Genomic DNA, 24,755 nt, shown 5'->3' with positions numbered 1-24,755 from the left:
GCTCCCCGTCGTCCTACCCCTCCCTCCCACGTTCCCGAAAGCTGCCCATGCTGAGAACAGCCCTGCGCAACGTCCTGGCGCACAAGGCCCGTCTGGTCATGACCGTCCTCGCGGTCTGCCTGGGTGTCGCGTTCGTCTGCGGCACCCTTGTCTTCGCGGACTCCTCCGCCGCGGCCTACCGCGCCGCCGCATCGAAGAACTTCGCCGACATCGCGGTCAGTGTGACCGCGAAGGAGCCCCCGCCGGGGGCCGCCGCCAACCAGCACTCCAGCGTGCTCGACGACACGCTCGCGCGGAAACTCGCCGAGGTGCCAGGTGTCGCCGCCGTGCGGCCGTCGGTCGACGGCTCCGCCGTCCTGAACGCGGCGGACGGCGCTCCGCTCCGGGCCGACAAGGCATGGGCGAACCTCGCCGCCGCCTACGTACCGGGCAAGGACGGCAAGGACAGCCGCTATCCGCTGGTCGAGGGCCGCGCCCCGAAGAGCGCGGACGAACTCGCCGTGGACAGCGGCACCGCAGCCGCCGGCCGCTTCGGCATCGGCGACACGGTCACGCTCGCCACCGACGGCCCGGTCATGACCAAGCGGCTCGTCGGCATCGTCACCACCACCGAGACCCGGGTGACCACCGGCGGCACCCTCGCCCTGTTCGACAAGGCGACCGCCCAGAAGCTGTTCGCGTCCCCGGGCCGGTACACCGGCATCGATCTGTCGGCCGCACCCGGCACCGCCCCGTCCGAGCTCTCCCAACGGGTCACCGACGTGCTCCCGGCCGACCGCGCCGAGGCCACCACGGGCACCGCCCAGGCCGACCAGCAGGCCCTCCTCGTCGATTCCCTGACCCGGGGCTACGCGAAGATGCCGATGGTTTTCGCCGGAGTCTCGCTGTTCATCGGCTCGTTCCTGATCATCAACACCTTCACCATGCTCGTCACCCGGCGCACCCGCGAGATCGCGCTGCTGCGGGCGATCGGTGCCGCGCGCCGTCAGGTGGTCCGCTCCGTCCTCGCCGAAGCCTTCCTGGTCGGTCTCGCCGCATCAGCAGCCGGTTTCCTCCTTGGCCTCGGCATCGCCTCCGTACTGCCCGACGTCCTGAGCACCGGCGGGAACACGCTGCCCCGCGGCCCCCTGGTGATCGGCCCGCTCCCCGTCATGGCGGCGCTCGGCGTGGGCGTGGGCATCACCGTGCTCGCCGCCTGGCTGCCCTCCCGCAAGGCCGCCAGGATCGCGCCCGTCGAGGCACTGCGCACGGCCCAGCAGCCGCCCACCAGCCGGTCCCGAATCCGCGCCCTTGTGGGCCTGGCCCTGCTCGTCCTCAGCACCGGCCTGCTGATCTCCCTCACCGGCGCGAAGGACGCGTCCGAGGAGAACCTGCGCAGTGCGATGCTCGGCTGCGGTGCCCTCGTCGTCGCCCTGATCGTGCTGGCGCCGTTGCTCGCCGTCCCGGTGATCCGGCTGATCGGACGACTGACCGGCCGCTTCGGGATCACCGGCCGGCTGGCACAGCGGAACGCGCTGCGTGACCCGCGACGCACGGCGGCCACCGCCGCCACCCTGTTGATCAGCACCGCACTGGTCACCGGACTCGCCGTCATCGGCAACTCCACCGGCCAGGCCCTCGACCGTCAGGCCGCGGCCGGTCTCGGCGCCGACTACGTGATCAGCACCCGGACCCCCACCACCGGCATCGACCCGGCCGCCGTAGAGCGGGTGGCCGGCACCTCCGGGGTGCGGACCGCGACCGCCGTCACGGACTCCACGCTGTTCACCGGCGGCGGTGTCCGGCAGATCTCCGGCATCAACCCCCACGCCGTGAAGGACGTCATGAAGCTCGACTTCGTCAGTGGCTCGCTGGCGGATCTCGCGCCGGGCCGGATCGCCGTCTCCAGCACCCTCGCCCGGGAGCACGGCGTGCGCGCGGGGGGCAAGCTCCACGCGAGCATGGGCCGGAACCAGGGCTTCAAGCAGTACACCGTCGTGGGCGTCTACAAGGACAACCCCGTCGCCCACGACGCGCTGGGCGCCCGCGCCGAAGTGCAGCAGAACAGCCTCAAGCCCGGCTCCGTCCAGCGGATCCTCGTCCGCGCCGACAGCGGCGCGCTCTCGGAGACCACCGAGGGACGGCTGCGTACCGCGGTGGGCAACAACCCGCTACTGAAGGTGCAGGACCGCGCGGAACTCGTCCGCGAGGCCGCCGGCACCGTGGGCGAGCTGCTCACCCTGATGTACGGGCTGCTCGCCATCGGCGTCGTGATCTCCGCGCTCGGCATCGTGAACACCCTGGCCATGTCGGTCGCCGAACGCACCCGCGAGATCGGCGCCCTGCGCGCCATCGGTATGGACCGTGCCGGTATCCGCCGGATGATCCGCCTGGAAGCGGTGACCGTCGCCGCGTTCGGTACGCTCCTCGGCCTGGCGGGCGGGCTGTTGGGTGCCTGGGCGGTCGGCTCGCTGGCCAACGGCGCGGTGGAGCAGTACTCCCTGGCGCTGCCCTGGGGAACGCTGCTTCTGGTGTGCCTGGCCTCCCTCGCGATCGGCGCGGCCGCGGCCGCCGTCCCGGCCCGCCGGGCAGCCGGCCTGAGCCCGCTGGAGGCCGTCGCGGAGGCGTGACGCACCTCGGGGTCGAGCAAGTCGACCCCGAGGCACTGCAGGGTGGGGCCGGCCATCACCAGTCCTGGTCCTGCTCGCTCAGAGGCTGCGGGCGGTGATGTCACCGTTGGAGGTGGTGGCGCGGATGTCGAGTTCGGCGGCGCCATCGTTCTTGAGGGCGTTGCTGATGCGGCCGTGGCTGGTGCCGGCGTCCAAGGTGGCCGAGACGCCGGCGGCGGCGCCGATGATGATGTCGCCGGACTGGGTGGTGAGCACGACCGTGCCGCCCATGGCCTCGGCGATGCGGATGTCGCCCCGTGCGGTGCTGATCTCCGCGGGGCCGCCCAGCCGGCCGACCTCGACATCGCCGTCGATCGCGGCGAGGCGAAGGCTTGCGGTCTCGTCCAGCTTGATCTGACGGTACGCGCCTTCGAAGGTGACGTCGCCGAGGCGGCCGAGGGTCCTCAGTTCGGCGCTGGCGGTCTTTGCCTCAACGCGGGAACCGGCAGGCAGCTTGACCGTCACCTCGATCGACCCGGAGGGGCCGAAGTACTGGTCCCTGACCGCAGAGACGATCCGCAGGACGCCGTCGGCGTATTCCACCGCGGTCTGCTCAACTGCCTTCACATCGCGGCTCTTCGAGGCGTGCACAGGCAGGACCTCGACCACAGTGTCGGACCGGTCGGCGGCGATGAACTGGACACGTCCGGCGGGGACATCCAGGACGACGGAGATCGGGGCGGGGGTGTCGAACTTCTGCATCATGCTCTCCCTGGCACTCACTGTTCGGCGTTTCCGAACGATGGAAACGCTACGTTGCTTTCCATGGCAGCGCAACGATGGGTTTGCTTCAAAATGCTATCTGCGCAGGCGAGATGGGAAATATCATTGCAACGCCCTCTCGTTTAACGCAACGATAGGGCCACCGATCGTTGCAATGTAATGACGATGAACGCTATGGTGGAGGCGTCAAGGAACACCGAGCAGTGCCACGGAGCATCACGGAGCACCCGTGGGGCAAGGCACGAAGGAGGACGTGATGCCGGGAGGCAGGCTCACTCAGGCCGAACGCCAGCAGATCGCGGTGGGGTTGGCCGACGGTCTGGCCTACGCCGAGATCGCCCGCCGCCTGGACCGTCCGACCTCCACCATCACGCGTGAGGTGACACGGAACGGCGGCCCCACCGCCTACCGCGCCGACCTGGCCCACCGCGCCTCCCAACAGCGCACCCACCGACGCAGACAGACCGCACCGGCGGGGCCCCAGGCATCCCCGCAACCCTACGGACGCGACGCCGAAGCCGTGCGCGACTACCAAGAGGTCCTCACCACCGTCTACATGGCCTCGGGCCTGCCCAAGATGATGGCCCGGGTCCTGGGCTGCCTCTACACCACCGACAGCGGCAGCCTCACCGCCTCCGAACTCGCCCAACGCCTCCAGGTCAGCCCCGCATCCATCTCCAAAGCCATCACCTTCCTGGAGAGCCAGGACCTCGTCCGCCGGGAGCGCGACGAACACCACCGCCGCGAGCGTTACACCGTCGACGACGACCTCTGGTACCAGGCGATGATCCGCAGCGCCCGGGCCAACGACCAGTTCATCGAAACCGCACGACAGGGCGTCGACGTCCTCGGCCACGGCACCCCCGCCGCCACCCGCCTCGAAAACGCCGCCCGCTTCCTCGACTTCGTCAGCGAAGCGCTCATCCGCGCCGCAGACCAAGGACGCGAAGTCCTCTACACCAGAACAGACACGCCCCCGGACAGCACCACCACAACGGCCACAGACTGAGACGAAGCCGGACGCGCGCGACCGGGCCCGCGCCGCCGGTGCCTTCGCGCCCTCCGCCAGACAACAGGAAGTGCACGATGAACGACACTCACGGAATCGCCGGGGTCCCCATGAAGTGGGTGGGACCACTGAGAATTTCGGGAAATGTAGCAACGACGGAGACCGAAGTCCCGCTCGCCACCTACGAGTCACCGCTGTGGCCATCCGTGGGGCGCGGCGCAAAGATATCCCGGCAGACCGAGCGGGGTGTCGTCGCCACTCTCGTCGACGAACGGATGACCCGCTCGGTGCTCGTCGAAGCCGAAGACGCGCAGACCGCTTACGCAGCCGCGCGCCAACTCGACGCGCAGTTCGACGTCTTGGGCAAGGTCGTGCGCGCCTGCAGCAAATTCGCCGAACTTGTCGGCATGCGGCACGAGATCACGGCCAACTTGTTGTTCATCCGGTTCGAGTTCACCACCGGCGACGCGTCCGGGCACAACATGGCGACGCTGGCGGCCGACGCTCTCCTGGGGCACATCCTGCAGAACGTTCCAGGGGTTTCCTACGTGTCGATCTCCGGAAACTACTGCACCGACAAGAAGGCGAACGCCGTCAACGGAATCCTGGGCCGTGGAAAGAACGTGGTAACCGAACTGCTCGTGCCGCGCACCGTGGTGACCGGGATGCTGCACACCACGGCCGCCAAGGTAGCCGAACTGAACGTACGCAAGAACCTGATCGGAACGCTGCTCGCCGGCGGAATACGCTCGGCCAACGCGCACTACGCGAACATGCTGCTCGCCTTCTACCTGGCCACCGGCCAGGACGCGGCAAATATCGTCGAAGGCTCACAGGGTGTCACCGTGGCCGAAGACCGGGACGGCGACCTCTATTTCTCGTGCACGTTGCCGAACCTGATCGTGGGTACGGTCGGCAACGGCAAGGATCTGGACTTCGTCGAGGCCAATCTGACGCGGCTCGGCTGCCGGACGGAGCGCGAGCCGGGAGAGAACGCCCGCCGGCTCGCCGTCATCGCGGCCGCCACGGTGCTGTGCGGCGAACTCTCGACCCTCGCGGCGCTGACGAACCCCGGCGAACTCATGCGCGCGCACATCCAACTGGAACGCAGACAGGATTAGTTGGCTAGTTAGCGGCAGCCGACGGCCGCCGGAATCTTGCTGGTCGGGTGCAGCTACCCGGATCATCAAGGGAAGCCGGAAGAACGCCGACACGTGGGGTTTGCCGAACGCGTAGTTGACAGAAGTCCGGCGCCGTCGCGGAGAAGAACCTGGTGCGGCGGTCCGGAGGCAGTCAAACGGAGAGTTCCGGACGTTTTGTCGGACCGCACCTGTCATGCTGTATTGACCTTCGCGCGCTGTGACCACCGTCACCGTCAACTCCGCGGGAAGGGACCACCATGCGCACAGTCCGGGAATCGGCCCTTGATGTCCTGAGGGCGCGTGGCATGACCACGGTCTTCGGTAACCCCGGTTCGACCGAACTTCCGTTCCTCAAGCACTTCCCGGACGATTTCCGCTACGTCCTCGGTCTCCAGGAGGCCGTCGTCGTCGGCATGGCGGACGGGTATGCGCTCGCGTCCGGGACCACCGCCCTCGTCAATCTGCACACCGGTCCGGGCACCGGGAACGCGATGGGCGCCATGCTCAACGCCCGCGCCAATCGCACCCCCATGGTGGTCACCGCGGGTCAACAGGTGCGGGCGATGCTGACCATGGAAGCGCTCCTCTCCAACCCCCAGCCCACGCTGTTGCCGCAGCCGGCCGTCAAGTGGGCGTACGAGCCGCCACGTCCGGCCGACGTACCGGCCGCACTCGCCCGCGCCGTGCAGATCGCCGAAACCCCGCCGCACGGGCCGGTGTTCCTCTCCCTGCCGATGGACGATTTCGACGCGGCCGTCACGGAGGACGAGGACCGGAGCGCGCTGACGACGGCGGCCCGCAGAGTCGAGCACACCGCCGCCCCGCAGCCGGAGACCGTTCGTTCGCTCGCCGAGCGCATCGCGGCGGCCGGTTCCGCCGTCCTGGTCGTGGGGGACGATGTGGACGCCGCCGGTGCCTGGGACGCCGTCGTCCGCCTGGCCGAGCGTGGCGGCCTCCCGGTATGGGGAGCACCCGCCTCGGCCCGTGTCTCCTTCCCGCACGACCACCCGCTGTACCGAGGTGAACTGCCGCCCGCCATCGGTCCGCTCGCCCGTGCACTGGAGGGCCACGACCTGGTCGTGGTCATCGGGGCGCAGGTCTTCCGCTACTACCCCTACGTGCCGGGCCCGTACCTGCCCGGCGGTGCCGAGCTCGTCCTGCTCACCCGGGACGCGGACGAGGCCGCCAAGGCGCCCGTCGGTGACGCGGTCGTCGCCGACCTCGCGCTGACGGCCCAGGCACTGGCCGCACACTTCCCGGACCGCGAGCCCGCTCCGGCACCGCACCGGCCGGCACCCACCCCGCAGACGGAGGACGGCCTGCTGCCACCGGGCGCCGCGCTGGCGGCCGTTGTGGAGGGAGCGCCGGCAAACACGCTGTGGGTGAACGAGTCACCGTCCAACGTTCCGCAGTTCCACCAGGCGGCACGGATCAACACCCCCGGCTCCTACCTCTTCTCCGCCGGCGGCGGGCTCGGGTTCGGAGCCGCCGCGGCCGTCGGCGCGCAACTCGGCGCTCCCGACCGGCCGGTCGTCGCCGTCCTGGGCGACGGCTCGGTCCACTACGCCGTACAGGCCCTGTGGACCGCGGCGGCCTACCGCGTGCCGGTCACCTTCGTGGTGCTGAGCAACGCGCGCTACGCGATCCTGCAGTGGTTCGCGCAGCTCGAACACGCGCAAGGGGCTCCCGGCCTGGAGATTCCCGGACTCGACATCCTCGCGATCGCCGCCGGGTACGGGGTGCGGTCCCGGCGCGCCGAGAGTGCCGCGGACCTCACGAAACTCGTACGGGAAGCCACGGCCCAGCGCGAGGGCCCCGTACTGATCGACGTACCCGTCACGACGGAACTGCCCTCGCTGTGACCACCGGCGGGCTTCCCGCCATCCGCCCGTCCGCCCGTCCGCCCGCAGCAGCGCGAACCCCCTTGCCGCACGACCTCTGGAAGGCTGTATGTCCCCTGACTCCGTACGGCTGTTGAGTGAACTCCGGGACCGGCTCCCCGCCGACACCCTGCTGACCGACCCCGGAACGCTGGCCGCTCACGCCCGGGACGCCGCCCCGTTCTCGGTGGCCGGCTCTCCCGCCGCCGTCGTCCTGCCACGCACCGCCGCCGAGGTCGAGGAGGTGATGAGGACCGCGTACGAGTGCGGCGTGCCCGTCGTCCCGCAAGGCGCGCGCACCGGACTGGCCGGTGGTGCGAACGCGGTCGACGGCTGCGTGGTGCTCGCCACCACCCGCATGGACCGGATCGGCACCATCGACCCCGTCAACCGGCTCGTCAAGTGCGAGCCGGGTGTGATCACCAAACGCCTCAACGACGCCGTCGCCGAGCACGGGCTGACCTACCCGCCCGACCCCGCGTCCTGGGAGACCTGCACGATCGGCGGCAACATCGCCACCGGGGCCGGCGGTATCTGCTGTGTGAAGTACGGCGTGACGGCCGACTACGTTCTCGGCCTGGACGTGGTGCTCCCCGACGGGCGGCGCATGCGCACCGGGCGCGACACGGCGAAGGGCGTGGCCGGGTACGACCTGACCCGGCTCTTCGTCGGCTCGGAGGGCACCCTCGGCGTCATCGTCGGTGCCACTCTCGCCCTGCGGCCTGCCCGGTCCGCTGCGCTCGCGCTGCTCGCACAGTTCCCGAGCCTGGCCGCGGCCGGGCACGCGGTCGCCGCCATCACCGGCGGCGGGTACGCCCCCTCGGCCGTGGAACTGCTGGACCGTGCGACCTCCCAGGCCGTCGCCGAGTTCGGGCACGCCCTGCTGCGCCCCGACAGCGCCGCCACCCTCATCGTGGAGAGCGACGCCCCGGACCCGGCGCCGGACCTCGCGGCGATGAAGGCGCTGTGTGAGAAGGCCGGCGCCCACCAGGTGGTGGCCGCCGGCACCGCGGAGGAGTCGCAGAAGATCATCGAGGCGCGGCGGCTGGTGTCCCCCGCGCTGGGCGCGTTCGCCGCGTCCCTCGGCGGGCGGCCCACGGCGTTCATCGAGGACGTGGCCGTGCCACCGTCCGAACTGCCCGAGTTCGTCGGCACCATCGAGGACATCGCACGGCGCCACCGGCTGCGGATCTTCACCCTCGGCCACGCCGGGGACGGCAACCTGCACCCCACGGTGGTCTTCGACGAGTCCGATCCCGACGAGGTGCACCGGGCCAGGACCGCCTATGACGACATCATGGCGGCGGGACTGGCGCTCGGCGGCACCACCACAGGCGAACACGGCATCGGCACCCTGAAGCGTGCCTGGCTCGGCCGCGAACTCGACGCCGTGAGCCGGGCGTTGCACCGGGATATCAAGCGGCTCTTCGACCCGCGCAACCTCCTCAACCCGGGAAAGGTCGTGGAAGCATGACCCGGCCCCTGCCCGCCGCCGGCCCGGCCGGTCCGCACAGCCCCGTGGACGGTCCCACCGACCCCGGCGCCCTGCCCGCCTCGCCGGACGGGCCCACTGCCGTGCGGCCGCGCCGCGCGAGCCGGGGCGCGTCCCTCCGCTTCGCCCTCACCCACACCCTGCCCGCCTTCGTACGAGGGGTCCCGGCCCCGCGCCCCGCGATCATCAGGCTGCTGGGCGCGGCGGGGCAGCCACGCTGGTCGGCCGCGACCCTGCGCGCCCTGCGCGAGGGCCACGGCGGTGCCCCTGTGGTGGTCGGCGGGCCCTCCGGTGACCTGCTCGTCCTGCTCGACCCCGCCGACGTCCGGGAGTTCTTCGCCCGCCCGGTGCGCGAACTGGCCCTGGACGCGGTGGACAAGACCAGGATGCTCTCGGTCTTCGAACCCACCGGTGTCGTCTGCTCCCATGGCGAACTGCGCGACCGGCGGCGCGCCCTCAACGACCAGGTGCTGGCGCCCCACGAGCCGGTGCACCCCTCCTGGGACGCATTCCGCACCGTCATCGCCGAGGAATGCACCCGGCTCACCACCGGCCCCGCCCTCGCCTTCGCCCGGCTGCAGCGCACCGTTCAGCGCATCTCACGCCGCATCACGCTGGGCGACCAGGCCGCCGGTGACGAGGAACTGCACCGCTGGCTGGTCGCCCTGCGCAAGGAGGGCAACTGGGGAGCGGTGCGACGGGGGCCCACTCCGGCCAACCAGCGGATGTACGAAGCCGCTGCCACCCGGCTGCATGTCTACGCCCCGCACGCCCCGGCGACCACTCTGCTCGGGCGCGTCCGGGCCACTGCCTGGGACGCGGACGTCGACGCCGTGGGCCAGGCCCACCACTGGCTGCTGGCGCTGGACTCGGTCGCCGCCATCGTCGCCCGCACGCTGCTGCTGCTCGCCTTCCACCCCGCCGAACAGGCCGCACTGTACGAGGCGCCGCATGCGCTCGACACCACCCGGCTGGGTGTCTGCGCCCTGGAGAGCCTGCGGCTCTACCCCGTCGTGCCCGACCTGTTGCGGATCGTGCGCGCCGACACCACCTGGCGCGGGATGCCCTGCCCGGCCGGGACCCATGTCCTCGTCCCCATCGGGTTCCTGCAGCGGGACAGCGGCGTGGTCCCCGGCGGAAGTCTGTTCATCCCCGGCCGCTGGCTGGCCGAGGGGGCCGAACACGACCCGCGGATGGCGCCGTTCAGCCATGGCGAGGGCCGCTGCCCGGGCGATCGACTCGGGCTGATGGTCGCCACCGAGGTCTGCGCACAGCTGCTCCGCGAGCACCGTGTCACCGCGGGCCGTCCTCGGCTCGATCCCCACCGGCCGCTGCCGGACACCCTGGAATCCTCCCGCATTCACCTCACCCTGGCCCGCCGCCGGCCCGACGCGACCGCCGACCATTCGTAGGGACACCACCCATGCCCGAGACCGACAGCGAACCGGACGTGGCCGCGCTGCACGACCTGAGCCGCGAGCTGGGTGAGGCCGCGGACGCCGTACGCCGAGCCGCCCGGTACACCAGCGAACTCGCCCTGGACTCCCGCCTCCCGGCACAGGCCCTCGGCAGCGGCCGGGCCCGCGCCGTGCTGCGCTGCCTGGTGGGCACGCTCACCGACCCGGCGGGACTGGGCTGGGCCTTCGACGGCCGGGGGCCGGCCGCCCGCATCGCCTGGCTGGCCGGGGTGCTCACCAGCCGGGAAAGCCTGGCGGTGAGCCTGGCCGTGGCGGGGCTCAAGGCGCGTATCCGGGCGGCCGCCGTCACCCATCCCGACCTGCTCACCGACCCCGACACCGGCCGGGTGCTCCGGGCCATCGAAGACGACCGGCAAACCGAAGCACTGCGCGCCTTCCGGACCATCATCGGCAGCCGCGGCGCGGAACGCGCCTTCGCCCTGCTCGCACCGTCCTTCGGCGACATCCTCGCGTGGAACGCGCTCACCGACGAGAACCCGTTCAACGACTCCGCCGGCTGGGACATCGCCACCGGCCGCACCCTGACCACCGCAGAGCCGCTCTTCGGCATCAGCAGCCGCATCTGGGCCCTCCTCGACCGCGGCCCCGGCCGGGCCGAACCGGTCGCCCCCGACCCGTCCCTGCTGGAACGGCTCGACTGCTCCGGCACGCTCGTCGGCTACGTTCGCAACATCGGAACCCTCGGCACCGAGGGGAGGCTGCTCGTCCAACGGGTGACCGGCCCGGACTCGGTGACGCGGTATGTCGTCCAGCTCGCCGGCATGGCCACCGACGCGATCTCCAAGGAAAGCCCCCAGGACGTACTCGGCGCCATCCACGCGGTCGCCCGGACCTCCACTCCCTACTCCCGCGCCGTCACACGGGCCCTGCGCACTCTGGTGCCCTCCGGCACCGACATCGCCCTGATCGGGCACAGCCTCGGCGGCATCACCGCACTGAACCTCGCCGCCGACCCCGACTTCTGCGCGCTGTACCACGTCACACACGGCGTGGCGATCGGCTCGCCGGTCGACGGCAAGCACCCCGCCGACCCCCGCACCCAGGTGTTCTCGCTGGTCAACCAACACGACGTGGTCCCCAGTCTGGAGGGCCGCTCGACGGTTTCGCCCTACGCCCTGCCGGCGCAGTTCACCGAATACACCTGGACCGACGACACCCACGCCTTCCCGCTGTGTCATGCGGCCGAACGCTACGCGCACAACCTTGAGTTCGACGTCCTCAAGGCGAGCGCCGACATCGACGCGGCGCTCGCCCCGTACCGAGGCCGGGTGACCGCCAACCGGCTCTTCGCGCTCTATGACCGCTGAGTTGCGCTCTACGACCGCTGAGTTCGCGGTGTCGCTGCCGCTGCGGCCCGTTCCATCCGTCCGATCCGTCGCCGACCGTCCGTCCGGAGGTTCCCGATGACCGATACCCCACCCCGCACCGCCGGCACGTCCACCAGCCCGCAACCCGCCCTCCTCGAACGCCTCGGCTCCGCAACGTTCGCCCGCCTGAACCGCAGCCGCGAATGGCATCAACTTCCCGCGCCCCTGGCCCTGTTGAACCTCCGTGTGCTCCGCGACGACCTGCGCCGCGACAACCTGCACGACACCTACGGCGCCGGCGGCGAGCGCACCCGCCGCGCCCCGGCCGACCTTCCTCCGTACCGCTCCTACGACGGATCGGCCTACGACCCCCACGACGAGGACATGGGCCGGGTCGGCACCCGCCTGGACCGCAACGCCCCGCTCCACCTCGCCTTCCCGGACCCCGAAGCCGAGCTGATGTCGCCCAACCCGCGCGAGGTCAGCCGCCACCTCCTGGCCCGGCGCGGCTTCATCCCTGCGCCCACGCTCAACCTGCTGGCCGCCGCGTGGATCCAGTTCGAGAACCACGGCTGGGCCAACCACGGCGACAACCATCAGGCCGACCCCTTCACCGTTCCGCTGGCCGAGGACGACGACTGGGCGGGCGAGTGCCCCATGCGTATCAACCGCACCCGTCCCGACCCGGTCGCGCACACCACCCCGCACGCCCCGCCCACCTACGAGAACACCGTCACGCACTGGTGGGACGGCTCACAGATCTACGGCTCCACCGAGGAACGCTGCCGATCGCTGCGCACCGGCGAGTCGGGACAGCTCATCCTCCGCAACGGCCGGCTGCCGGCCGATCCCGCACCGGGCCTGTCCTGCCTGGACGCCACCGGAATGAACAGCGACTACTGGACCGGCCTGTCCCTGCTGCACACCCTGTTCGCCAAGGAACACAACGCCATCTGCGACCACCTGCGCTCGCACTACCCCACCTGGGACGACGAGCGGCTCTTCCACACCGCCCGGCTCGTCAACACCGCTCTGATGGCCAAGATCCACACGGTGGAGTGGACGCCGGGCATTCTCAACACTCCCGTGCTGCACCGGGCGATGAACGCCAACTGGTACGGCGTTCTGCCCCGCTGGGTCCGCCGCAAGTACGGCCGCGTCGGCAACGGCGAGATGCTCAGCGGCATCCTCGGCTCTCCGACCGACCACCACGCCGCGCCGTTCTCCATGACGGAGGAGTTCGTCTCCGCCTATCGTCTCCACCCCCTCATCCCGGACGAACTGACCCTCCGCGACCACCGCTCGGGCCGCCGGGGCAAGACGATCGGCTTCGACGACATGCAGGGCGCCACCACCCGCACCGCGATCGACGCACACGGCATGAGCGACCTGTTCTACAGCTTCGGCACCGCCCACCCCGGCGCCCTGGTCCTGCACAACCATCCCGACGCGCTGCGCAACCTGACCCGACTGACCGGCGAGCACATCGACCTGGGCACCGTCGACATCCTCCGGGACCGCGAACGCGGCATCCCCCGCTACAACGCCTACCGGAAGATGCTCCGCAAACGCCCCGTCGCCTCCTTCGAAGAACTCACCGGCGGCCATCCCACCGACACCCGACTGCTGGAAGAGCTGTACGAAGGCCGTCTCGACCGCGTCGACGTCCTCGTCGGCAACCTCGCCGAGCCGCGCCCCGCCGGCTTCGGCTTCAGCGACTCCCTCTTCCGCATCTTCATCCTCATGGCCAGCCGACGCCTCAAGAGCGACCGCTTCTTCACCACCGACTACCGGCCCGAGATCTACACCCCCGAAGGACTGGAGTGGATCGACCGGAACGGCATGATCCGCGTCCTGCTGCGCCACCACCCCGAACTCGCCCCCGCGTTGGACGGCGTCTCCAACGCCTTCGCTCCGTGGAGGCACCTGTGACACCCCCGTCCGCCACCACGGTCCCCGTCCCCCGCCCAGTCACCGACGACCGGCGTACCGCCGCCGCCCGGCTACGCGCCCATGCCGCGGCTCTCCAGGCACACGCCCGACAACTCCGCACAAGGGCCGCCGCCGTCCACTGGACCGGCCCGGAGGCAACCGCCTTCCACCACCACGTCGAGCAACTGGCCGACCGTTGCTCCATCGCCGCCCACGCCCTCACCCGATCCGCAGACCACCTCGACACGCTGCGCTCACGCGCAGGGAGGGAGGTGTAGCCGAACCGATCAACTCGGGAAGTGGTCGCTCGCTGGTCATGGCATGCCTAGGCAGCGTCCGGCACTGTCTGGTCCGGCGTGTGTCGCCGAAGGTTGAATCCGCCGGAACGGTTCCGGCTCTTTCGACTCGCAGGAGCGCATCACTCATGACTGTCATGCTTGGCCGTACCGGCATGGAGATCACGCGGTTGGGTTTTGGTTCGTGGGCCGTGTCGGGCTCTGGCTGGACCTTCGGCTGGGGTGCCACGGACGACGCCGAGTCGGTCGCCGCGATCCGCCACGCGCTGGACGCGGGCGTCAACTGGATCGACACGGCCGCGGTGTACGGCCTGGGCCACTCGGAAGAACTGGTCGGCAAGGCCATCGCCGGCCTGCCCGAAGCCGACCGCCCCTACCTCTTCACCAAGGTCGGCCTGGTCTGGGACCCGGACAATCCGTCGGCCGCGCCCCGGCGGATCATGAAGCCCGCCAGCGTGCGCCGCGAGGTCGAGGACTCCCTGCGACGGCTGGGCGTCGACCACATCGACCTGTACCAGGTGCACTACCCCGACACCGGCGAATCACTGGAGTACGCCGGTGGCGGCTTCGGCGCGGTCTCGCCCAACGCCACCCCGCTGGAGGAGTACTGGCAGGTCATGGCCGACCTCAAGGCCGAAGGCAAGGTCCGGGCCATCGGACTGTCCAACCACACACCCGACCTGCTCGAAGCCGCCGAGCAGATCGCTCATGTCGACGCCATCCAGCCGCCGTTCTCGGCGATCAACCGGTCCTCCGCCGCCGAGATCGCCTGGGCACACGCACACCAGACCGGCGTGATCGTCTACTCGCCCCTGCAGTCCGGCCTGCTCACCGGGGCCTTCTCCGCCGAGCGTACGGCCGGCCTACCCGCCGACGACTGGCGGAGAGCCCACCACGACTTCACCACCGGCCTGACCGCCAACCTCCAACTCGCCGAGGCGCTGCGGCCGATCGCCGAACGCCATGGACGCAGCGTGGCCGAGGTCGCCATCGCCTGGGTACTCGCCTGGCCAGGCATCACCGGGGCGATCGTGGGGGCACGCAAGGCCGCTCAGGTGGACGGCTGGATCGGCGCGGGATCGTGCGAGCTGACCCCGGCCGACATCGACGAGATCGCCACCGCGATCGCCCTCTCCGGCGCGGGCAGCGGCCCCGCCCGCCACGCATGACGGGCCGGGGCCAGCTCCCCTCAGTCGAGACAGAACTCGTTGCCCTCGACGTCCAGCATCGGGATGCACGACTCGTTCACGCCATCGGCGCGCAGGACTTGCACACATACCGCGCCGAGCGCTTCCAGCCGTGCCCGCTCGGCCTGAAGCGCCGCCAGGCGCTCTTCACCCACGAGCCCGGTGCCGACCCGCACATCAAGATGCACCCGATTCTTGACGACCTTGCCTTCGGGAACGCGCTGGAAGTACAGCCGCGGGCCCACACCCGAGGGATCAACGCAGGCGAACGCCGAACCCTGACGCTCGGGCGGCAGCGAACGGTCGAAATCGTCCCAGGTGGCAAACCCCTCCGGTGGCGGCGGCACGACGTACCCCAACACCTCGCACCAGAAGCGGGCGACGCGCTCAGGTTCCGCGCAGTCGAAGGTGACTTGGAACTGCTTGATCGATGCCAACGGTCCTCGGTCCTCCATATCCGGTGATCTCGGTCGCCGTGGGCGAGCTTGCCATCTGATCACCGGAGGCTCAACCAATTTTCCCTCTCGCCCCAGGTCTTCAGTCGGCTGTGCGCCTACTTCGTCGGTGCCTGGAACCCGCCGATCTTCTGCTCAAGCAGTTCGGCCAGCCGCAGCGGGGTCCGGTCCTCAAACATCGGACCGATGAGCTGCACTCCCACCGGCAGCCCCTCGGGGGACCGGCCCGCTGGTATGGCGGTGGCGGGCAGGCCAGGCATGGTGGCCAGACCAGCCCAGACAAGCTGGTCGAAGTACGGGTACGCGACGCCGTCGATGTCGATCCGGCGTTCTCTCGGATCGGGGTTGTGGTCGTGCGGGTACGCGGGAGTGGGCGTGATGGGACACACCACGGCGTCGAACTCGGCGAGGAACCGGCGCCAGCCGTGGCGGTGGAGCTCACGACGGTTGTTCGCCTCCATCCAGTCGCGGTGGCTGCAGACCATGCCGCGCAGCATCGCCGCGTCGAGGCTCTGGTCGTCGGCGCTCAGTCCGGCGGCGCGGGTCCGAAGCTCCTCGTACGCCTCGACGGGAAACCGTGCAACGGAGCCCGAAAACAGCAACTGCCTGTAGAGCATCGCGGCTTCGGTCAGATCGGGCAGCAGCGGACTGTGCCGCTCGACGCGGGCGCCCTCGTCGGCAAGCGCGTCGGCCACCCGGTTCACGCCCGCCCGCACAGCGGACCCGGTCGGAATGAGCGGATGCTGCTCAAGTACCAGGACCCGGAAGTCGCGGAGCCGGTCACGGCGCGCGGGCGGCAGCGTCAAGTCGTACGCCACACCGTGGGTCAGCGGGTCCGGTCCGGCCATGACATCGAGCAGGAGCGTGAGGTCACGGGCGGTGCGCGCCATCGGACCGACGACGGCGAGGTCGGAGTCGGTCGGCAAGGCCGGCGCGGGCGGCGGAACCATACCGCGGATCGCCGCCAGCCCGAGCGTCGGCTTGTGTGCGTAGATGCCGCAGAAATGGGCGGGGGTGCGCAACGAACCGGCGAGGTCGGAGCCGATGGACAGCGCGCCGAATCCCAACGCCAGGGCGGCCGCCGATCCGCCGGAGGATCCGCCCGACGTGCGATCGTGATCCCACGGATTGTTGGTGGTTCCGTAGATCTCGTTGAAGCTCTGGATATCTTGCAGCCCCAGGGGCACATTGGTCTTGCCCAGCACCACCGCGCCCGCGGCCTTGAGCCGCGACACCTGCACCGCGTCCTCGGCCGGCACATAGTCCCGGTGTTGCGGCATGCCCCAGGTCGTGGGCAGCCCGGCCATGTTGTAGGACTCTTTGACCGTCACCGGAATACCGAGCAGCGGCCGGTCCTCACCGCGGGCGCGCGCCTGGTCGGCGTCGCGCGCGGCGGCCCGTGCACGGTCGAAGTCCGGCACACAGATCGCGTTGATTTCCTTGTCGTCCCGCTCGATACGGGCGATTGCCTCGTCGGTCAGTTCCGCCGAGGTCACTTCACCGGCACGCAAGGCAGCCGCGAGTTCTTCGGCCGTCGGAAAATTCCGCTCCATGGATTGCATGGAGCGGACCGTAACGGCCTCTGGGAGAAGTCACGAAATGCCAATTTGTGCAAGGGGGGATATCTCCTCCTCGTGATGTTCCTCTCCGGCCACAGACAATGCGCCGGACCGCCGCGGACCTTGAGACCCCGCACTGGCGGTCAGGCGGCCCAGCCGACGGAGGAGACGTAGGTGTAGGCATCCCAGTCGGTGCCCAGGCCGCCTTGGATGATCTCGTCCCAGATGGCTTCGAGTTCGCGCGCGTCGTCCGCGATCCAGGCATCGACCGTGCGGTCCCAGATGATGCCGCGAACGTTGATGGAGCGGGTCTCCACGGTGCGGCGATGGCGGGGGTCGACCTCGGACTGGTCGGCCGGATCGATCTCGATGCGGGTACCGCGGCCGCGGTTGGCCAGCCGGCGCTTGAGGTCGGCGACGACGTTGTGGCGCCGCAGGTCCCAGTAGGCGACATCCAGGCGTACCAAGTTGGCGCTGCTCGGCGTGCGTTCCTCGGCGAGCCAGGCGATCAGGGTGCGGGGACGGACGTGGATGCCGGCGCGGTCCATGGCGTCGTAGCCGGCGTGGGAGGCGGTGAGGTAGCGCAGGCGGGCGGCCAGGCCGCGTTCGGAGGTGACGGGGGATTCGATGCCGGTGACCATCTTGTCGATGCCTTCGGCCAGCGCGACCCAGCCGGGCAGCCCTCGGGCTCCGTAGTGGCCGTAACGCCGCCAGCGGGAGTCCTGCGCCATCAGCCGGCCACCTTGCCGACGGTGTACTCACCAGACGCCTTGGCGTCGCCGTGCTTGATCTTCATCTGTGCCAGGCCCCGGCCTTCGGTGAAGACCTGGCGCCAGTCACCGGTGACGTGGAGTTCGTCGGTGCCCATCATGGCGATGACTTCCAGGCCGGCCTGGTGGGCCTTGTATGCCTTGCCCCAGAGGTTGGCGTATGCCTGGCTGTGGATGATGTGCATCCAGTCCGGGCGCTGGATCTCGCGGTTGTGGATGGACTCCCCCATCGTCGAGATGAACTTCGAGTACATCGCCTTGACGTAGGTCTCGGTGATGGTGTCGTCCTGGGCGAGGGCGGTCTCCCGGGCGGCGGCGAGGACCTTGCGCAGGGCGTCGAGGAAGTTCTCCGTCGCGCCGGAGGTCCAGGACTCATGGACGGTCGGCGGGGCGACGAGGCCGTGTTTCGGGCCGGACAGGCGCAGGAGGAGGCGCAGGGTGGCATCGGTGATCCACAGGGCGCCGGGCTCCTCGCGGTCGCCGAGCGGGTCGGGCAGGTGAGGATGCTGCCACTGCGTGGGGGTGACCAGGTGGACGCCGGAGCGCTTGGGGTCCACGCCGTCGCTGCCGGCGTGGTGCTCCAACTTTCCGATCGGCAGCCAGCACTTGAGGGCGCTGAGGTAGGCGGCGTTCGCGTCCAGGGCCGTGACCTGGACGTCGCCCGGGGCTTTGAGGGAGTAGTGCGGGTGGTGGAAGTTGGGACGGGCTTCCCAGATCTGGTCCGGCTCCCGCTTCGAGGGCTTGTGCAGGATCTCCGGCAGGGAGGGGTAGGCGGTGTACTGATAGCGGGCGGTCGCGCGAGTCTCCTCGAACAACCGCATCACATCCGGGATCGCACGCTTGATCAACGCCTGCTGCGCCGCATCCGCATCCCCTGCGGCGCGCTCCAACTCCTCATGCACGGCCTGGGTGATCAGACTGTTGGTCTCGGACTGGGCGCGGGCCGAAGAACGAGCTCGGCGCTCCGGGCGAGACGGTAGTGGCGCGGGAACGGGTGCCGGCCGAGGGGCCCCGGCCGGCGCCGAAGCCTGAACGATGGGCGGGGCGTTGGTATGGGGCACAGCGGAGACGGCCGGCGTCGCGACGGAAGGCTGGCACATCGCACCGGGGTGCAGAGAACGCCCGTCGGTTGCCTTGAACGGCGTCACCACCCCACACCGGATGCAGGGTGCGGGCTCGCCTTGCACCACCAGCCCGTCCGGACGGAACGCCGTCGGCGGCAACTCCTCGGCAGAAGGCAGCCGCGGCGCGGCAACGGGCGCATCGGGAACCGGGGACGGATCGGAGCCGGCCTGTGTCTGCTGAGCGGCTGCGGTCGCGTCCGGCGTCTCCACCACGTCAGGAGCAGTGGACTCCGGCACGTCAGGAGCAGCGGACTCCGGTGCCGGTGCGGTGGGGGCGGGGAAGCGGTGGGCGAGGCCGTCGAGGAGCTTGCGATAGGCCTCCAGACGCTGCCCCTTGGGCTCGGCTCGGCCGGCCTCCCAGGCATGGATGCTCTGGACGCGCACACCGAGAGCGTGGGCGACGGCCGCCTCGGTCAGGCCGGCCGCCTCGCGCAGCCGGACCCGCTCGGCCGGAGCAGGCAGCAGCGTATTGTCGTCAACGGCCTGAAGGAGCAGGTCGACAGCGTCGAACAATCCCTGCGGCTGATCGGTCATCTGCTGTTTCTCTCTTACCGGATGCCTTGGCGGATCTCTTCGAGGCGGGTGGTCAGCCGCTGATAACGCTGGGAAGCGGCCTGAGAGGATCTGAAGCCCTGGTGCCGGGAGATCTGCCGCCAGTCCATGCCGCAACGCCGGGCCTCCATGACCACCTGCGTCTCCAACTGGTCCAACGCCAGGCGCATCTGGTCGAACAGGCTCAACCCGGCAGCCACCTCGCCCGCCAAGTCCTCCTGCGGATCGCCGTTCTGCCGCCGGTCGACGGCGACCGCCAGAAGACGCGCCAGCAGAGCCGCGTCCCGCTCCAGAGCGCGGGCGGGGACACCGTCGGCCCCAGCGGGCCCGGCGGCCACCTCGTCCGGCAGCCCCGCCAAGCGCCGTCGAGCCGCATCCCGAAAGTCCTCTGCCATGCGACCAGCCTACCGCAACCGCCCAACGAACCAACAGAACGTTGTCTCGTTGGGCGGTTCGCTTCTCACTGGTACAGCACGATCGAGTTGACCGGGGTCAGGTCGGTCCACCAGCCGTGCTGCGGTTCCATGTCGTGGTAGCAGTTGCCGGTGCCGTTGTAGCCGGTGCACAGCTTGGCGTGGGCGCCGCCGTACTGGTTGTTGAGGACCCAGTGGTATCCGTACTGCCCGTCGAGGTTGTGCGCGCCGTAGCTCCAGAACGTCAGACTCGGCGTGGCGGCCGGGGTCTGCCCCTGCGGGTAGACGCAGACCGCGCCGTCGGGGCAGCCGGCCCAGTCACTGGCGGGTGCGGCGCCGGCGGTGCCGACCGTGAGTACAGCCGCTGCGGCGGTGCCGGCTGCGACGATGGCAGCGCGGCGAAACATGCTTCGCATGAAGGCCCCTCCCCTGGCGGTTCCGGCCGGGCATCGGTTGCCCCGCCGGCCCTCAGCATCGTGGAACGGCCCCGCCTCCCCCAGTGCGGAATCAGACATTACCGCCTCAAGTCAGCTCTTCTCCCATGACATCGGGCCTTCGATCCGTTGCGGGCGTGGCCTCAACGACATGCTCAACGACGCACTCAATGGCGTGCTCAATGATCAGGCAGACCCTGGATTCCGAGGACCGGCAGGCAGTCGGCGACACCGACGAGTTCGATGTCGTCGCGCCGCGTCCTGAGCCACTGTTCGCGGGTCAGCTTCCAGCGATTCACCTCGGCGGCAGCGCCTCGGCGCGTGTCCCAGTCCATGCCGTTGGGCAGGTAGCCCACGGCCCGGGAGACGCGGTTGGACGCGTGGTTGTCGACGAACGCCGCGCTGTCCGCCTGCCTGGCGCCGAGTCCGGCGAAGGCCAGATGCAGCACGGCCTGCCGCATCTCCTTGCCCAGGCCCAGTCCGCGGGTTTCCGGGCTGAGCCAGGAGAACGTCTCGACCGTGCCGAACCTCGAAAAGTTGGTGCCGATAAGGTCCTGCATGCCCACCGGCCGGCCGTCGACGACGACCACGAAGTACAGCCGCCAGAAGCTGTCGCTGACCTTCGCACGGCCGGCCCAGATCCCACGGAGCCAGGCCCATTCCCGGTCCGGGTTGTCCTGGTACAGCGACATCGGGTCGTCGAACGGCCACGGCGGCCCCACGGCCACCCCCTTGCGGACCGCAGGCACCAGTTGCTCCAGCAACTCGTCCGTCGCCCCGAGCAGCGACAGCCGGGGCGTATGCACCTGCACGTTCAACGGAGGATACGGGGACGCGGACTTGGCGATCGTCGGCACGGACGTAACCGTAGAAGCAGTCGCCAGGCTCCGCACCTGAATACTTCCGAATACTTCCGCGGGTCAGCCGAGATAGGTCACTTGCAGGACCGTGACGGTCCGCAAGGTCTCCCCGACCAGGATGACGGCGGCGATCTGCTCACCGAGAACCATCCGCACGTACTTGTCCTCCTCGCCGTAAGGGATCGTGGCGTCCAAGGGGTCGGTACAGGCATCGGCGAGAGCCAGGGTGAGTTCTTCGCCGGCGCCCGCAGGCAGCGCTTCGTGAACCGCTTCGGCAGCCGGGTCGTACTTGAGGCGGTACACGCATTCCTCCAGAACCAGCTCCGTCTCCCCCACGGCACGCGTGAGCGTAGCGGATCACCAACTGTGCGTGTCCACAGCGTGGGTGACGTGCACTCAGGCGGTCAGGTTGCGCCGCGCGCCCGGATCTGCGCCGCCTTCTGTGAAACAGCGTCGGTCCGCTCGACCCAGGCTCCGGGGAGGTGCTCGCCACGGGCGACGTGCTCGGCGAGGATGTGGCCGCGGTCGACGGCGGCTTGGAGGTCTTGGGCGATCCGCTCCCACTTCGCAAACACCGCTAGTAGCTGGTGAGCCGGCGCACGGCCGATCTCGCCGAGGAAGCGCTGGGCGAGGGCGGGGCTGCCGAGGGCGTCACCGATGCTCTCGATGGTCCACGGCTCAGCGCTCATGCCGCCTCCAGAAGCTGGAATCGCGAATCACCCATCACGAATCACGAGACAAGATAGCGCAGCGTTCGACCTTCAAAGCACAGCGTTCGACCTTCAACCTGAACGCCCATACCGCAGACATATGCGTAATTTGCGCGGCGGCGGGGCAAGGCTTCCACTCCCGCTCCGGCCCCGTCGGGAGTGACCCACGTCTCACCCCGGCGGGACCGCTTGTCTATGCAACTCGTTGCATAGCAGGATCGGGGCATGGCGCTCGAACACGCGATCCTTGTGTCCCTGCTGGAGCAGCCGGGGTCCGGCTACGAGCTGTCCCGGCGCTTCGAGCGGTCCATCGGCTACTTCTGGACCGCCACCCACCAGCAGATCTATCGCGTGCTCAAGCGGATGGAGCGGGACGGCTGGATCGACGTCCGGGACGTGCCGCAGCAGGGCCGGCCGGACAAGAAGGAGTACTCCGTCGCGGCCCCCGGCCGGGCCGCCCTGTCCCAGTGGCTCAACGAACCGGTCGAGCCCGAGAGCGTGCGGCACGATCTCGCCGTCAAGATCCGGGGCGCGGCCTTCGACGACCCGGGCGCTCTGATCCGCGAGGTCGAACGGCATCGCCAGGCACATGCCGACCGGCTCGCCCACTATCTCGCGGGTGAGCGGCGCGACTTCACCGGTCCCGGGGCCGGCGCCCCGCTCGACGCCGGACAGGAGCTCCAGCATGTCGTGCTGCGCGGCGGAATCGCCTACGAGCGGATGACGATCGCCTGGCTCGACGACGTCCTCGCCACCCTGCACCGGCTCCGCCCCGCGCCCTGAACCTCACGCGGGCGTCACGGCCCCGCAGCCCCACGGCCCTGCAGCCCCACAACCGAAAACCCTCAGCTCAGCCCGGAAAGGTGACCGTCATGGCGGATTCCCTGCTGTTCAACCCCCGCACCTACGACCCGGCGCACTTCGACGCCGAGACCCGCCGGCTGCTGCGCGCCACCGTCGACTGGTTCGAGGAGCGCGGCAAGCGCAAGCTCATCGAGGACTACCGCTCCCGTGCCTGGCTGGCGGAGTTTCTCGCGTTCGCCGCGAAGGAGAAGTTGTTCGCGACCTTCCTGACCCCGGCCTCGGCCGCCGACGGGCAGCCGGACAAGCGGTGGGACACCGCCCGGATCGCCGCGCTGAACGAGATCTTCGGCTTCTACGGGCTCGACTACTGGTATGCCTGGCAGGTGACCATCCTCGGGCTCGGCCCGGTCTGGCAGAGCGACAACGCCACCGCCCGGGCCCGCGCGGCCGAACTCCTCGACCAGGGCGAGGTGTTCGCCTTCGGCCTGTCGGAGAAGGCGCACGGTGCCGACATCTACTCCACCGACATGCTGCTGGAGCCCGACGGCGAAGGCGGTTTCCGCGCCAGCGGCTCCAAGTACTACATCGGCAACGGCAACGCCGCCGGGCTCGTCTCCGTCTTCGGCCGGCGCACCGACATCGAGGGCCCGGACGGCTATGTCTTCTTCGCCGCGGACAGCCGCCACCCGGCATACCACCTGGTGAAGAACGTCGTCGACTCTTCCAAGTACGTCAGCGAGTTCCGTCTGGAGGACTACCCGGTCGGCCCCGACGACGTCCTGCACACCGGCCGCGCCGCCTTCGACGCCGCCCTCAACACCGTCAACGTCGGCAAGTTCAACCTCTGCACCGGCGCCATCGGCATCTGTGAGCACGCGATGTACGAGGCCGTCACCCATGCGCAGAACCGCATCCTCTACGGTCGTCCGGTCACCGCCTTCCCGCACGTGCGCCGCGAGCTGACCGACGCCTACGTCCGTCTCGTCGGGATGAAGCTCTTCAGCGACCGCGCCGTCGACTACTTCCGCTCCGCCGGCCCCGACGACCGCCGCTACCTCCTCTTCAACCCGATGACGAAGATGAAGGTGACCACCGAGGGCGAGAAGGTCATCGACCTGATGTGGGACGTGATCGCCGCCAAGGGCTTCGAGAAGGACACCTACTTCGCGCAGGCGGCCACCGAGATCCGGGGTCTGCCGAAGCTGGAAGGCACGGTCCACGTCAACCTCGCCCTGATCCTGAAGTTCATGGGCAACCACCTGCTGAACCCGGCCGAGTACGCGCCTGTGCCCACCCGTCTCGACGCGACCGACGACGCCTTCCTCTTCCAGCAGGGGCCCGCGCGCGGACTGGGCGCCATCCGCTTCCATGACTGGCGCACCGCCTACGACCGCTACGCCGAGGTGCCCAACGTCGCCCGCTTCCGCGAACAGGCCGACGCGCTCTGCGAGTTCGTCACCACTGCCGCCCCCGACGAGGAGCAGAGCCGCGACCTCGACCTCCTGCTCGCCGTCGGCCAGCTCTTCGCGCTGGTCGTGCACGGCCAGCTGATCCTGGAGCAGGCGCAGCTGACCGGACTGGAAACCGACGTCCTGGACGAGCTGTTCGCCGTGCTCGTCCGCGACTTCTCCGCGCACGCCGTCGAACTGCACGGCAAGGACTCCGCCACCGAGGGCCAGCAGCGCTGGGCACTGGGCGCGGTCCGCCGCCCGGTCACCGACGAGGCCCGCTCCGCCCGTGTCTGGCAGCGCGTCGAGGCGCTGGCCGGGGCCTACGAGATGGCGCCGTAACGGCCTGATGGTGCCGTAACGGCCTGGTGTGCGACTCGTCCGCCCGGGACCGCAGCCGGTCCCGGGCGGCGGTCGGTCCCGGCTCGCCTCCTCGGCGCCCGCGCACCGCCCCCAGTACTGCTCCTCGCCGTCGTCGTCCTCACGGACCAGCAGGTACTTGACCGGCAAACCGCGTTCCCAGGCGGCGTGA

General features: G+C 70.0%; 22 protein-coding genes. 12 read left to right on the top strand and 10 right to left on the bottom strand.

Annotated features, from left to right (window positions below):
* Positions 1 to 47: 47 nt before the first annotated feature.
* Positions 48 to 2,609 (top strand): ABC transporter permease, encoded by a 2,562-nt coding sequence (locus ACRAS8_RS34270; protein ID WP_438489928.1) that lies wholly within the window; start codon positions 48 to 50, stop codon positions 2,607 to 2,609.
* 78 nt (positions 2,610 to 2,687) lie between these two features.
* Here ACRAS8_RS34270 and ACRAS8_RS34265 read toward each other — a convergent pair whose 3' ends face one another.
* On the bottom strand, positions 2,688 to 3,350 hold the full coding sequence (locus ACRAS8_RS34265; protein WP_438490676.1) for a DUF4097 family beta strand repeat-containing protein: 663 nt from the start codon (positions 3,348 to 3,350) through the stop codon (positions 2,688 to 2,690).
* A 277-nt stretch (positions 3,351 to 3,627) separates the two neighbouring features.
* Between ACRAS8_RS34265 and ACRAS8_RS34260 the strand changes: the two genes are divergently transcribed.
* The 9 genes from ACRAS8_RS34260 to ACRAS8_RS34220 all read left to right on the top strand — a co-directional run bounded on the left by ACRAS8_RS34260 (position 3,628) and on the right by ACRAS8_RS34220 (position 15,076).
* Entirely contained in the window at positions 3,628 to 4,380 is a 753-nt protein-coding gene (locus ACRAS8_RS34260) for a helix-turn-helix domain-containing protein (RefSeq protein WP_438489927.1), read from the top strand.
* 77 nt (positions 4,381 to 4,457) lie between these two features.
* Entirely contained in the window at positions 4,458 to 5,501 is a 1,044-nt protein-coding gene (locus tag ACRAS8_RS34255; RefSeq protein WP_438489926.1) for a hydroxymethylglutaryl-CoA reductase, read from the top strand.
* Between the two features lie 278 nt (positions 5,502 to 5,779).
* Positions 5,780 to 7,384: a benzoylformate decarboxylase gene (gene mdlC / locus ACRAS8_RS34250; protein WP_438489925.1), complete on the top strand. Its 1,605-nt coding sequence runs from the start codon at positions 5,780 to 5,782 to the stop codon at positions 7,382 to 7,384.
* Between the two features lie 88 nt (positions 7,385 to 7,472).
* Positions 7,473 to 8,876, top strand: coding sequence for an FAD-binding oxidoreductase (locus ACRAS8_RS34245; protein WP_438489924.1), 1,404 nt, complete (start codon positions 7,473 to 7,475; stop codon positions 8,874 to 8,876).
* A complete protein-coding gene (locus tag ACRAS8_RS34240) occupies positions 8,873 to 10,306 on the top strand; it encodes a cytochrome P450 (protein WP_438489923.1) in 1,434 nt (477 codons plus the stop codon). Before ACRAS8_RS34245 ends, ACRAS8_RS34240 begins: the two co-directional genes overlap by 4 nt.
* Before the next feature lie 11 nt (positions 10,307 to 10,317).
* Entirely contained in the window at positions 10,318 to 11,679 is a 1,362-nt protein-coding gene (locus ACRAS8_RS34235) for a hypothetical protein (RefSeq protein WP_438489922.1), read from the top strand.
* A gap of 96 nt (positions 11,680 to 11,775) precedes the next feature.
* Positions 11,776 to 13,611 carry a peroxidase family protein gene (locus tag ACRAS8_RS34230; protein WP_438489921.1) on the top strand — a complete coding sequence of 612 codons (1,836 nt, stop codon included), beginning with the start codon at positions 11,776 to 11,778 and terminating at the stop codon, positions 13,609 to 13,611.
* Entirely contained in the window at positions 13,608 to 13,889 is a 282-nt protein-coding gene (locus tag ACRAS8_RS34225; RefSeq protein ID WP_438489920.1) for a hypothetical protein, read from the top strand. The genes ACRAS8_RS34230 and ACRAS8_RS34225 overlap by 4 nt, the downstream gene beginning before the upstream one ends.
* A 146-nt stretch (positions 13,890 to 14,035) precedes the next feature.
* The gene (locus ACRAS8_RS34220; protein WP_438489919.1) at positions 14,036 to 15,076 is read left to right on the top strand and encodes an aldo/keto reductase; all 1,041 of its coding nucleotides are present in this window, start codon (positions 14,036 to 14,038) and stop codon (positions 15,074 to 15,076) included.
* Between the two features lie 20 nt (positions 15,077 to 15,096).
* On the opposite strand, the gene ACRAS8_RS34215 is transcribed toward ACRAS8_RS34220, so the two are convergent.
* The 9 genes from ACRAS8_RS34215 to ACRAS8_RS34175 form a co-directional block, all read right to left on the bottom strand.
* Entirely contained in the window at positions 15,097 to 15,531 is a 435-nt protein-coding gene (locus ACRAS8_RS34215; protein WP_438489918.1) for a VOC family protein, read from the bottom strand.
* A 116-nt stretch (positions 15,532 to 15,647) separates the two neighbouring features.
* Positions 15,648 to 17,102, bottom strand: coding sequence for an amidase (locus tag ACRAS8_RS34210; protein WP_438490675.1), 1,455 nt, complete (start codon positions 17,100 to 17,102; stop codon positions 15,648 to 15,650).
* 149 nt (positions 17,103 to 17,251) lie between these two features.
* A complete protein-coding gene (locus ACRAS8_RS34205) occupies positions 17,252 to 17,839 on the bottom strand; it encodes a transcriptional regulator (RefSeq protein ID WP_438489917.1) in 588 nt (195 codons plus the stop codon).
* Positions 17,839 to 19,536: a helix-turn-helix domain-containing protein gene (locus tag ACRAS8_RS34200; RefSeq protein WP_438489916.1), complete on the bottom strand. Its 1,698-nt coding sequence runs from the start codon at positions 19,534 to 19,536 to the stop codon at positions 17,839 to 17,841. The genes ACRAS8_RS34205 and ACRAS8_RS34200 overlap by 1 nt, the downstream gene beginning before the upstream one ends.
* A 14-nt stretch (positions 19,537 to 19,550) precedes the next feature.
* Positions 19,551 to 19,949, bottom strand: coding sequence for a hypothetical protein (locus tag ACRAS8_RS34195; protein ID WP_438489915.1), 399 nt, complete (start codon positions 19,947 to 19,949; stop codon positions 19,551 to 19,553).
* Positions 19,950 to 20,014: 65 nt separating this feature from the next.
* Positions 20,015 to 20,383 (bottom strand): hypothetical protein, encoded by a 369-nt coding sequence (locus ACRAS8_RS34190; protein WP_438489914.1) that lies wholly within the window; start codon positions 20,381 to 20,383, stop codon positions 20,015 to 20,017.
* Between the two features lie 197 nt (positions 20,384 to 20,580).
* Entirely contained in the window at positions 20,581 to 21,258 is a 678-nt protein-coding gene (locus ACRAS8_RS34185; RefSeq protein WP_438489913.1) for a GNAT family N-acetyltransferase, read from the bottom strand.
* 63 nt (positions 21,259 to 21,321) lie between these two features.
* Positions 21,322 to 21,597: a hypothetical protein gene (locus ACRAS8_RS34180; protein ID WP_438489912.1), complete on the bottom strand. Its 276-nt coding sequence runs from the start codon at positions 21,595 to 21,597 to the stop codon at positions 21,322 to 21,324.
* Positions 21,598 to 21,665: 68 nt separating this feature from the next.
* Complete coding sequence (locus tag ACRAS8_RS34175; RefSeq protein WP_438489911.1) at positions 21,666 to 21,950, bottom strand: hypothetical protein; 285 nt, start codon at positions 21,948 to 21,950, stop codon at positions 21,666 to 21,668.
* A 246-nt stretch (positions 21,951 to 22,196) separates the two neighbouring features.
* On the opposite strand from ACRAS8_RS34175, the gene ACRAS8_RS34170 reads away from it, so the two are divergent.
* The gene (locus ACRAS8_RS34170; protein ID WP_438489910.1) at positions 22,197 to 22,754 is read left to right on the top strand and encodes a PadR family transcriptional regulator; all 558 of its coding nucleotides are present in this window, start codon (positions 22,197 to 22,199) and stop codon (positions 22,752 to 22,754) included.
* 89 nt (positions 22,755 to 22,843) lie between these two features.
* Positions 22,844 to 24,565: an acyl-CoA dehydrogenase family protein gene (locus ACRAS8_RS34165; protein ID WP_438489909.1), complete on the top strand. Its 1,722-nt coding sequence runs from the start codon at positions 22,844 to 22,846 to the stop codon at positions 24,563 to 24,565.
* Positions 24,566 to 24,755 lie beyond the last annotated feature (190 nt).

Source organism: Streptomyces sp. S186, assembly GCF_051603415.1.
Classification (GTDB): domain Bacteria; phylum Actinomycetota; class Actinomycetes; order Streptomycetales; family Streptomycetaceae; genus Streptomyces.
Note: the sequence above shows the minus strand (reverse complement) of the source record. Positions and strands in the feature narration are given on the sequence as shown.

Coding starts and splice junctions, on each gene's coding strand:
- ACRAS8_RS34270 (WP_438489928.1), top strand. CDS start 48: ATGCTGAGAACAGCCCTGCGCAACGTCCTGGCGCACAAGGCCCGTCTG.
- ACRAS8_RS34265 (WP_438490676.1), bottom strand. CDS start 3,350: ATGCAGAAGTTCGACACCCCCGCCCCGATCTCCGTCGTCCTGGATGTC.
- ACRAS8_RS34260 (WP_438489927.1), top strand. CDS start 3,628: ATGCCGGGAGGCAGGCTCACTCAGGCCGAACGCCAGCAGATCGCGGTG.
- ACRAS8_RS34255 (WP_438489926.1), top strand. CDS start 4,458: ATGAACGACACTCACGGAATCGCCGGGGTCCCCATGAAGTGGGTGGGA.
- mdlC (WP_438489925.1), top strand. CDS start 5,780: ATGCGCACAGTCCGGGAATCGGCCCTTGATGTCCTGAGGGCGCGTGGC.
- ACRAS8_RS34245 (WP_438489924.1), top strand. CDS start 7,473: ATGTCCCCTGACTCCGTACGGCTGTTGAGTGAACTCCGGGACCGGCTC.
- ACRAS8_RS34240 (WP_438489923.1), top strand. CDS start 8,873: ATGACCCGGCCCCTGCCCGCCGCCGGCCCGGCCGGTCCGCACAGCCCC.
- ACRAS8_RS34235 (WP_438489922.1), top strand. CDS start 10,318: ATGCCCGAGACCGACAGCGAACCGGACGTGGCCGCGCTGCACGACCTG.
- ACRAS8_RS34230 (WP_438489921.1), top strand. CDS start 11,776: ATGACCGATACCCCACCCCGCACCGCCGGCACGTCCACCAGCCCGCAA.
- ACRAS8_RS34220 (WP_438489919.1), top strand. CDS start 14,036: ATGACTGTCATGCTTGGCCGTACCGGCATGGAGATCACGCGGTTGGGT.
- ACRAS8_RS34210 (WP_438490675.1), bottom strand. CDS start 17,102: ATGGAGCGGAATTTTCCGACGGCCGAAGAACTCGCGGCTGCCTTGCGT.
- ACRAS8_RS34205 (WP_438489917.1), bottom strand. CDS start 17,839: ATGGCGCAGGACTCCCGCTGGCGGCGTTACGGCCACTACGGAGCCCGA.
- ACRAS8_RS34200 (WP_438489916.1), bottom strand. CDS start 19,536: ATGACCGATCAGCCGCAGGGATTGTTCGACGCTGTCGACCTGCTCCTT.
- ACRAS8_RS34195 (WP_438489915.1), bottom strand. CDS start 19,949: ATGGCAGAGGACTTTCGGGATGCGGCTCGACGGCGCTTGGCGGGGCTG.
- ACRAS8_RS34190 (WP_438489914.1), bottom strand. CDS start 20,383: ATGCGAAGCATGTTTCGCCGCGCTGCCATCGTCGCAGCCGGCACCGCC.
- ACRAS8_RS34175 (WP_438489911.1), bottom strand. CDS start 21,950: ATGAGCGCTGAGCCGTGGACCATCGAGAGCATCGGTGACGCCCTCGGC.
- ACRAS8_RS34170 (WP_438489910.1), top strand. CDS start 22,197: ATGGCGCTCGAACACGCGATCCTTGTGTCCCTGCTGGAGCAGCCGGGG.
- ACRAS8_RS34165 (WP_438489909.1), top strand. CDS start 22,844: ATGGCGGATTCCCTGCTGTTCAACCCCCGCACCTACGACCCGGCGCAC.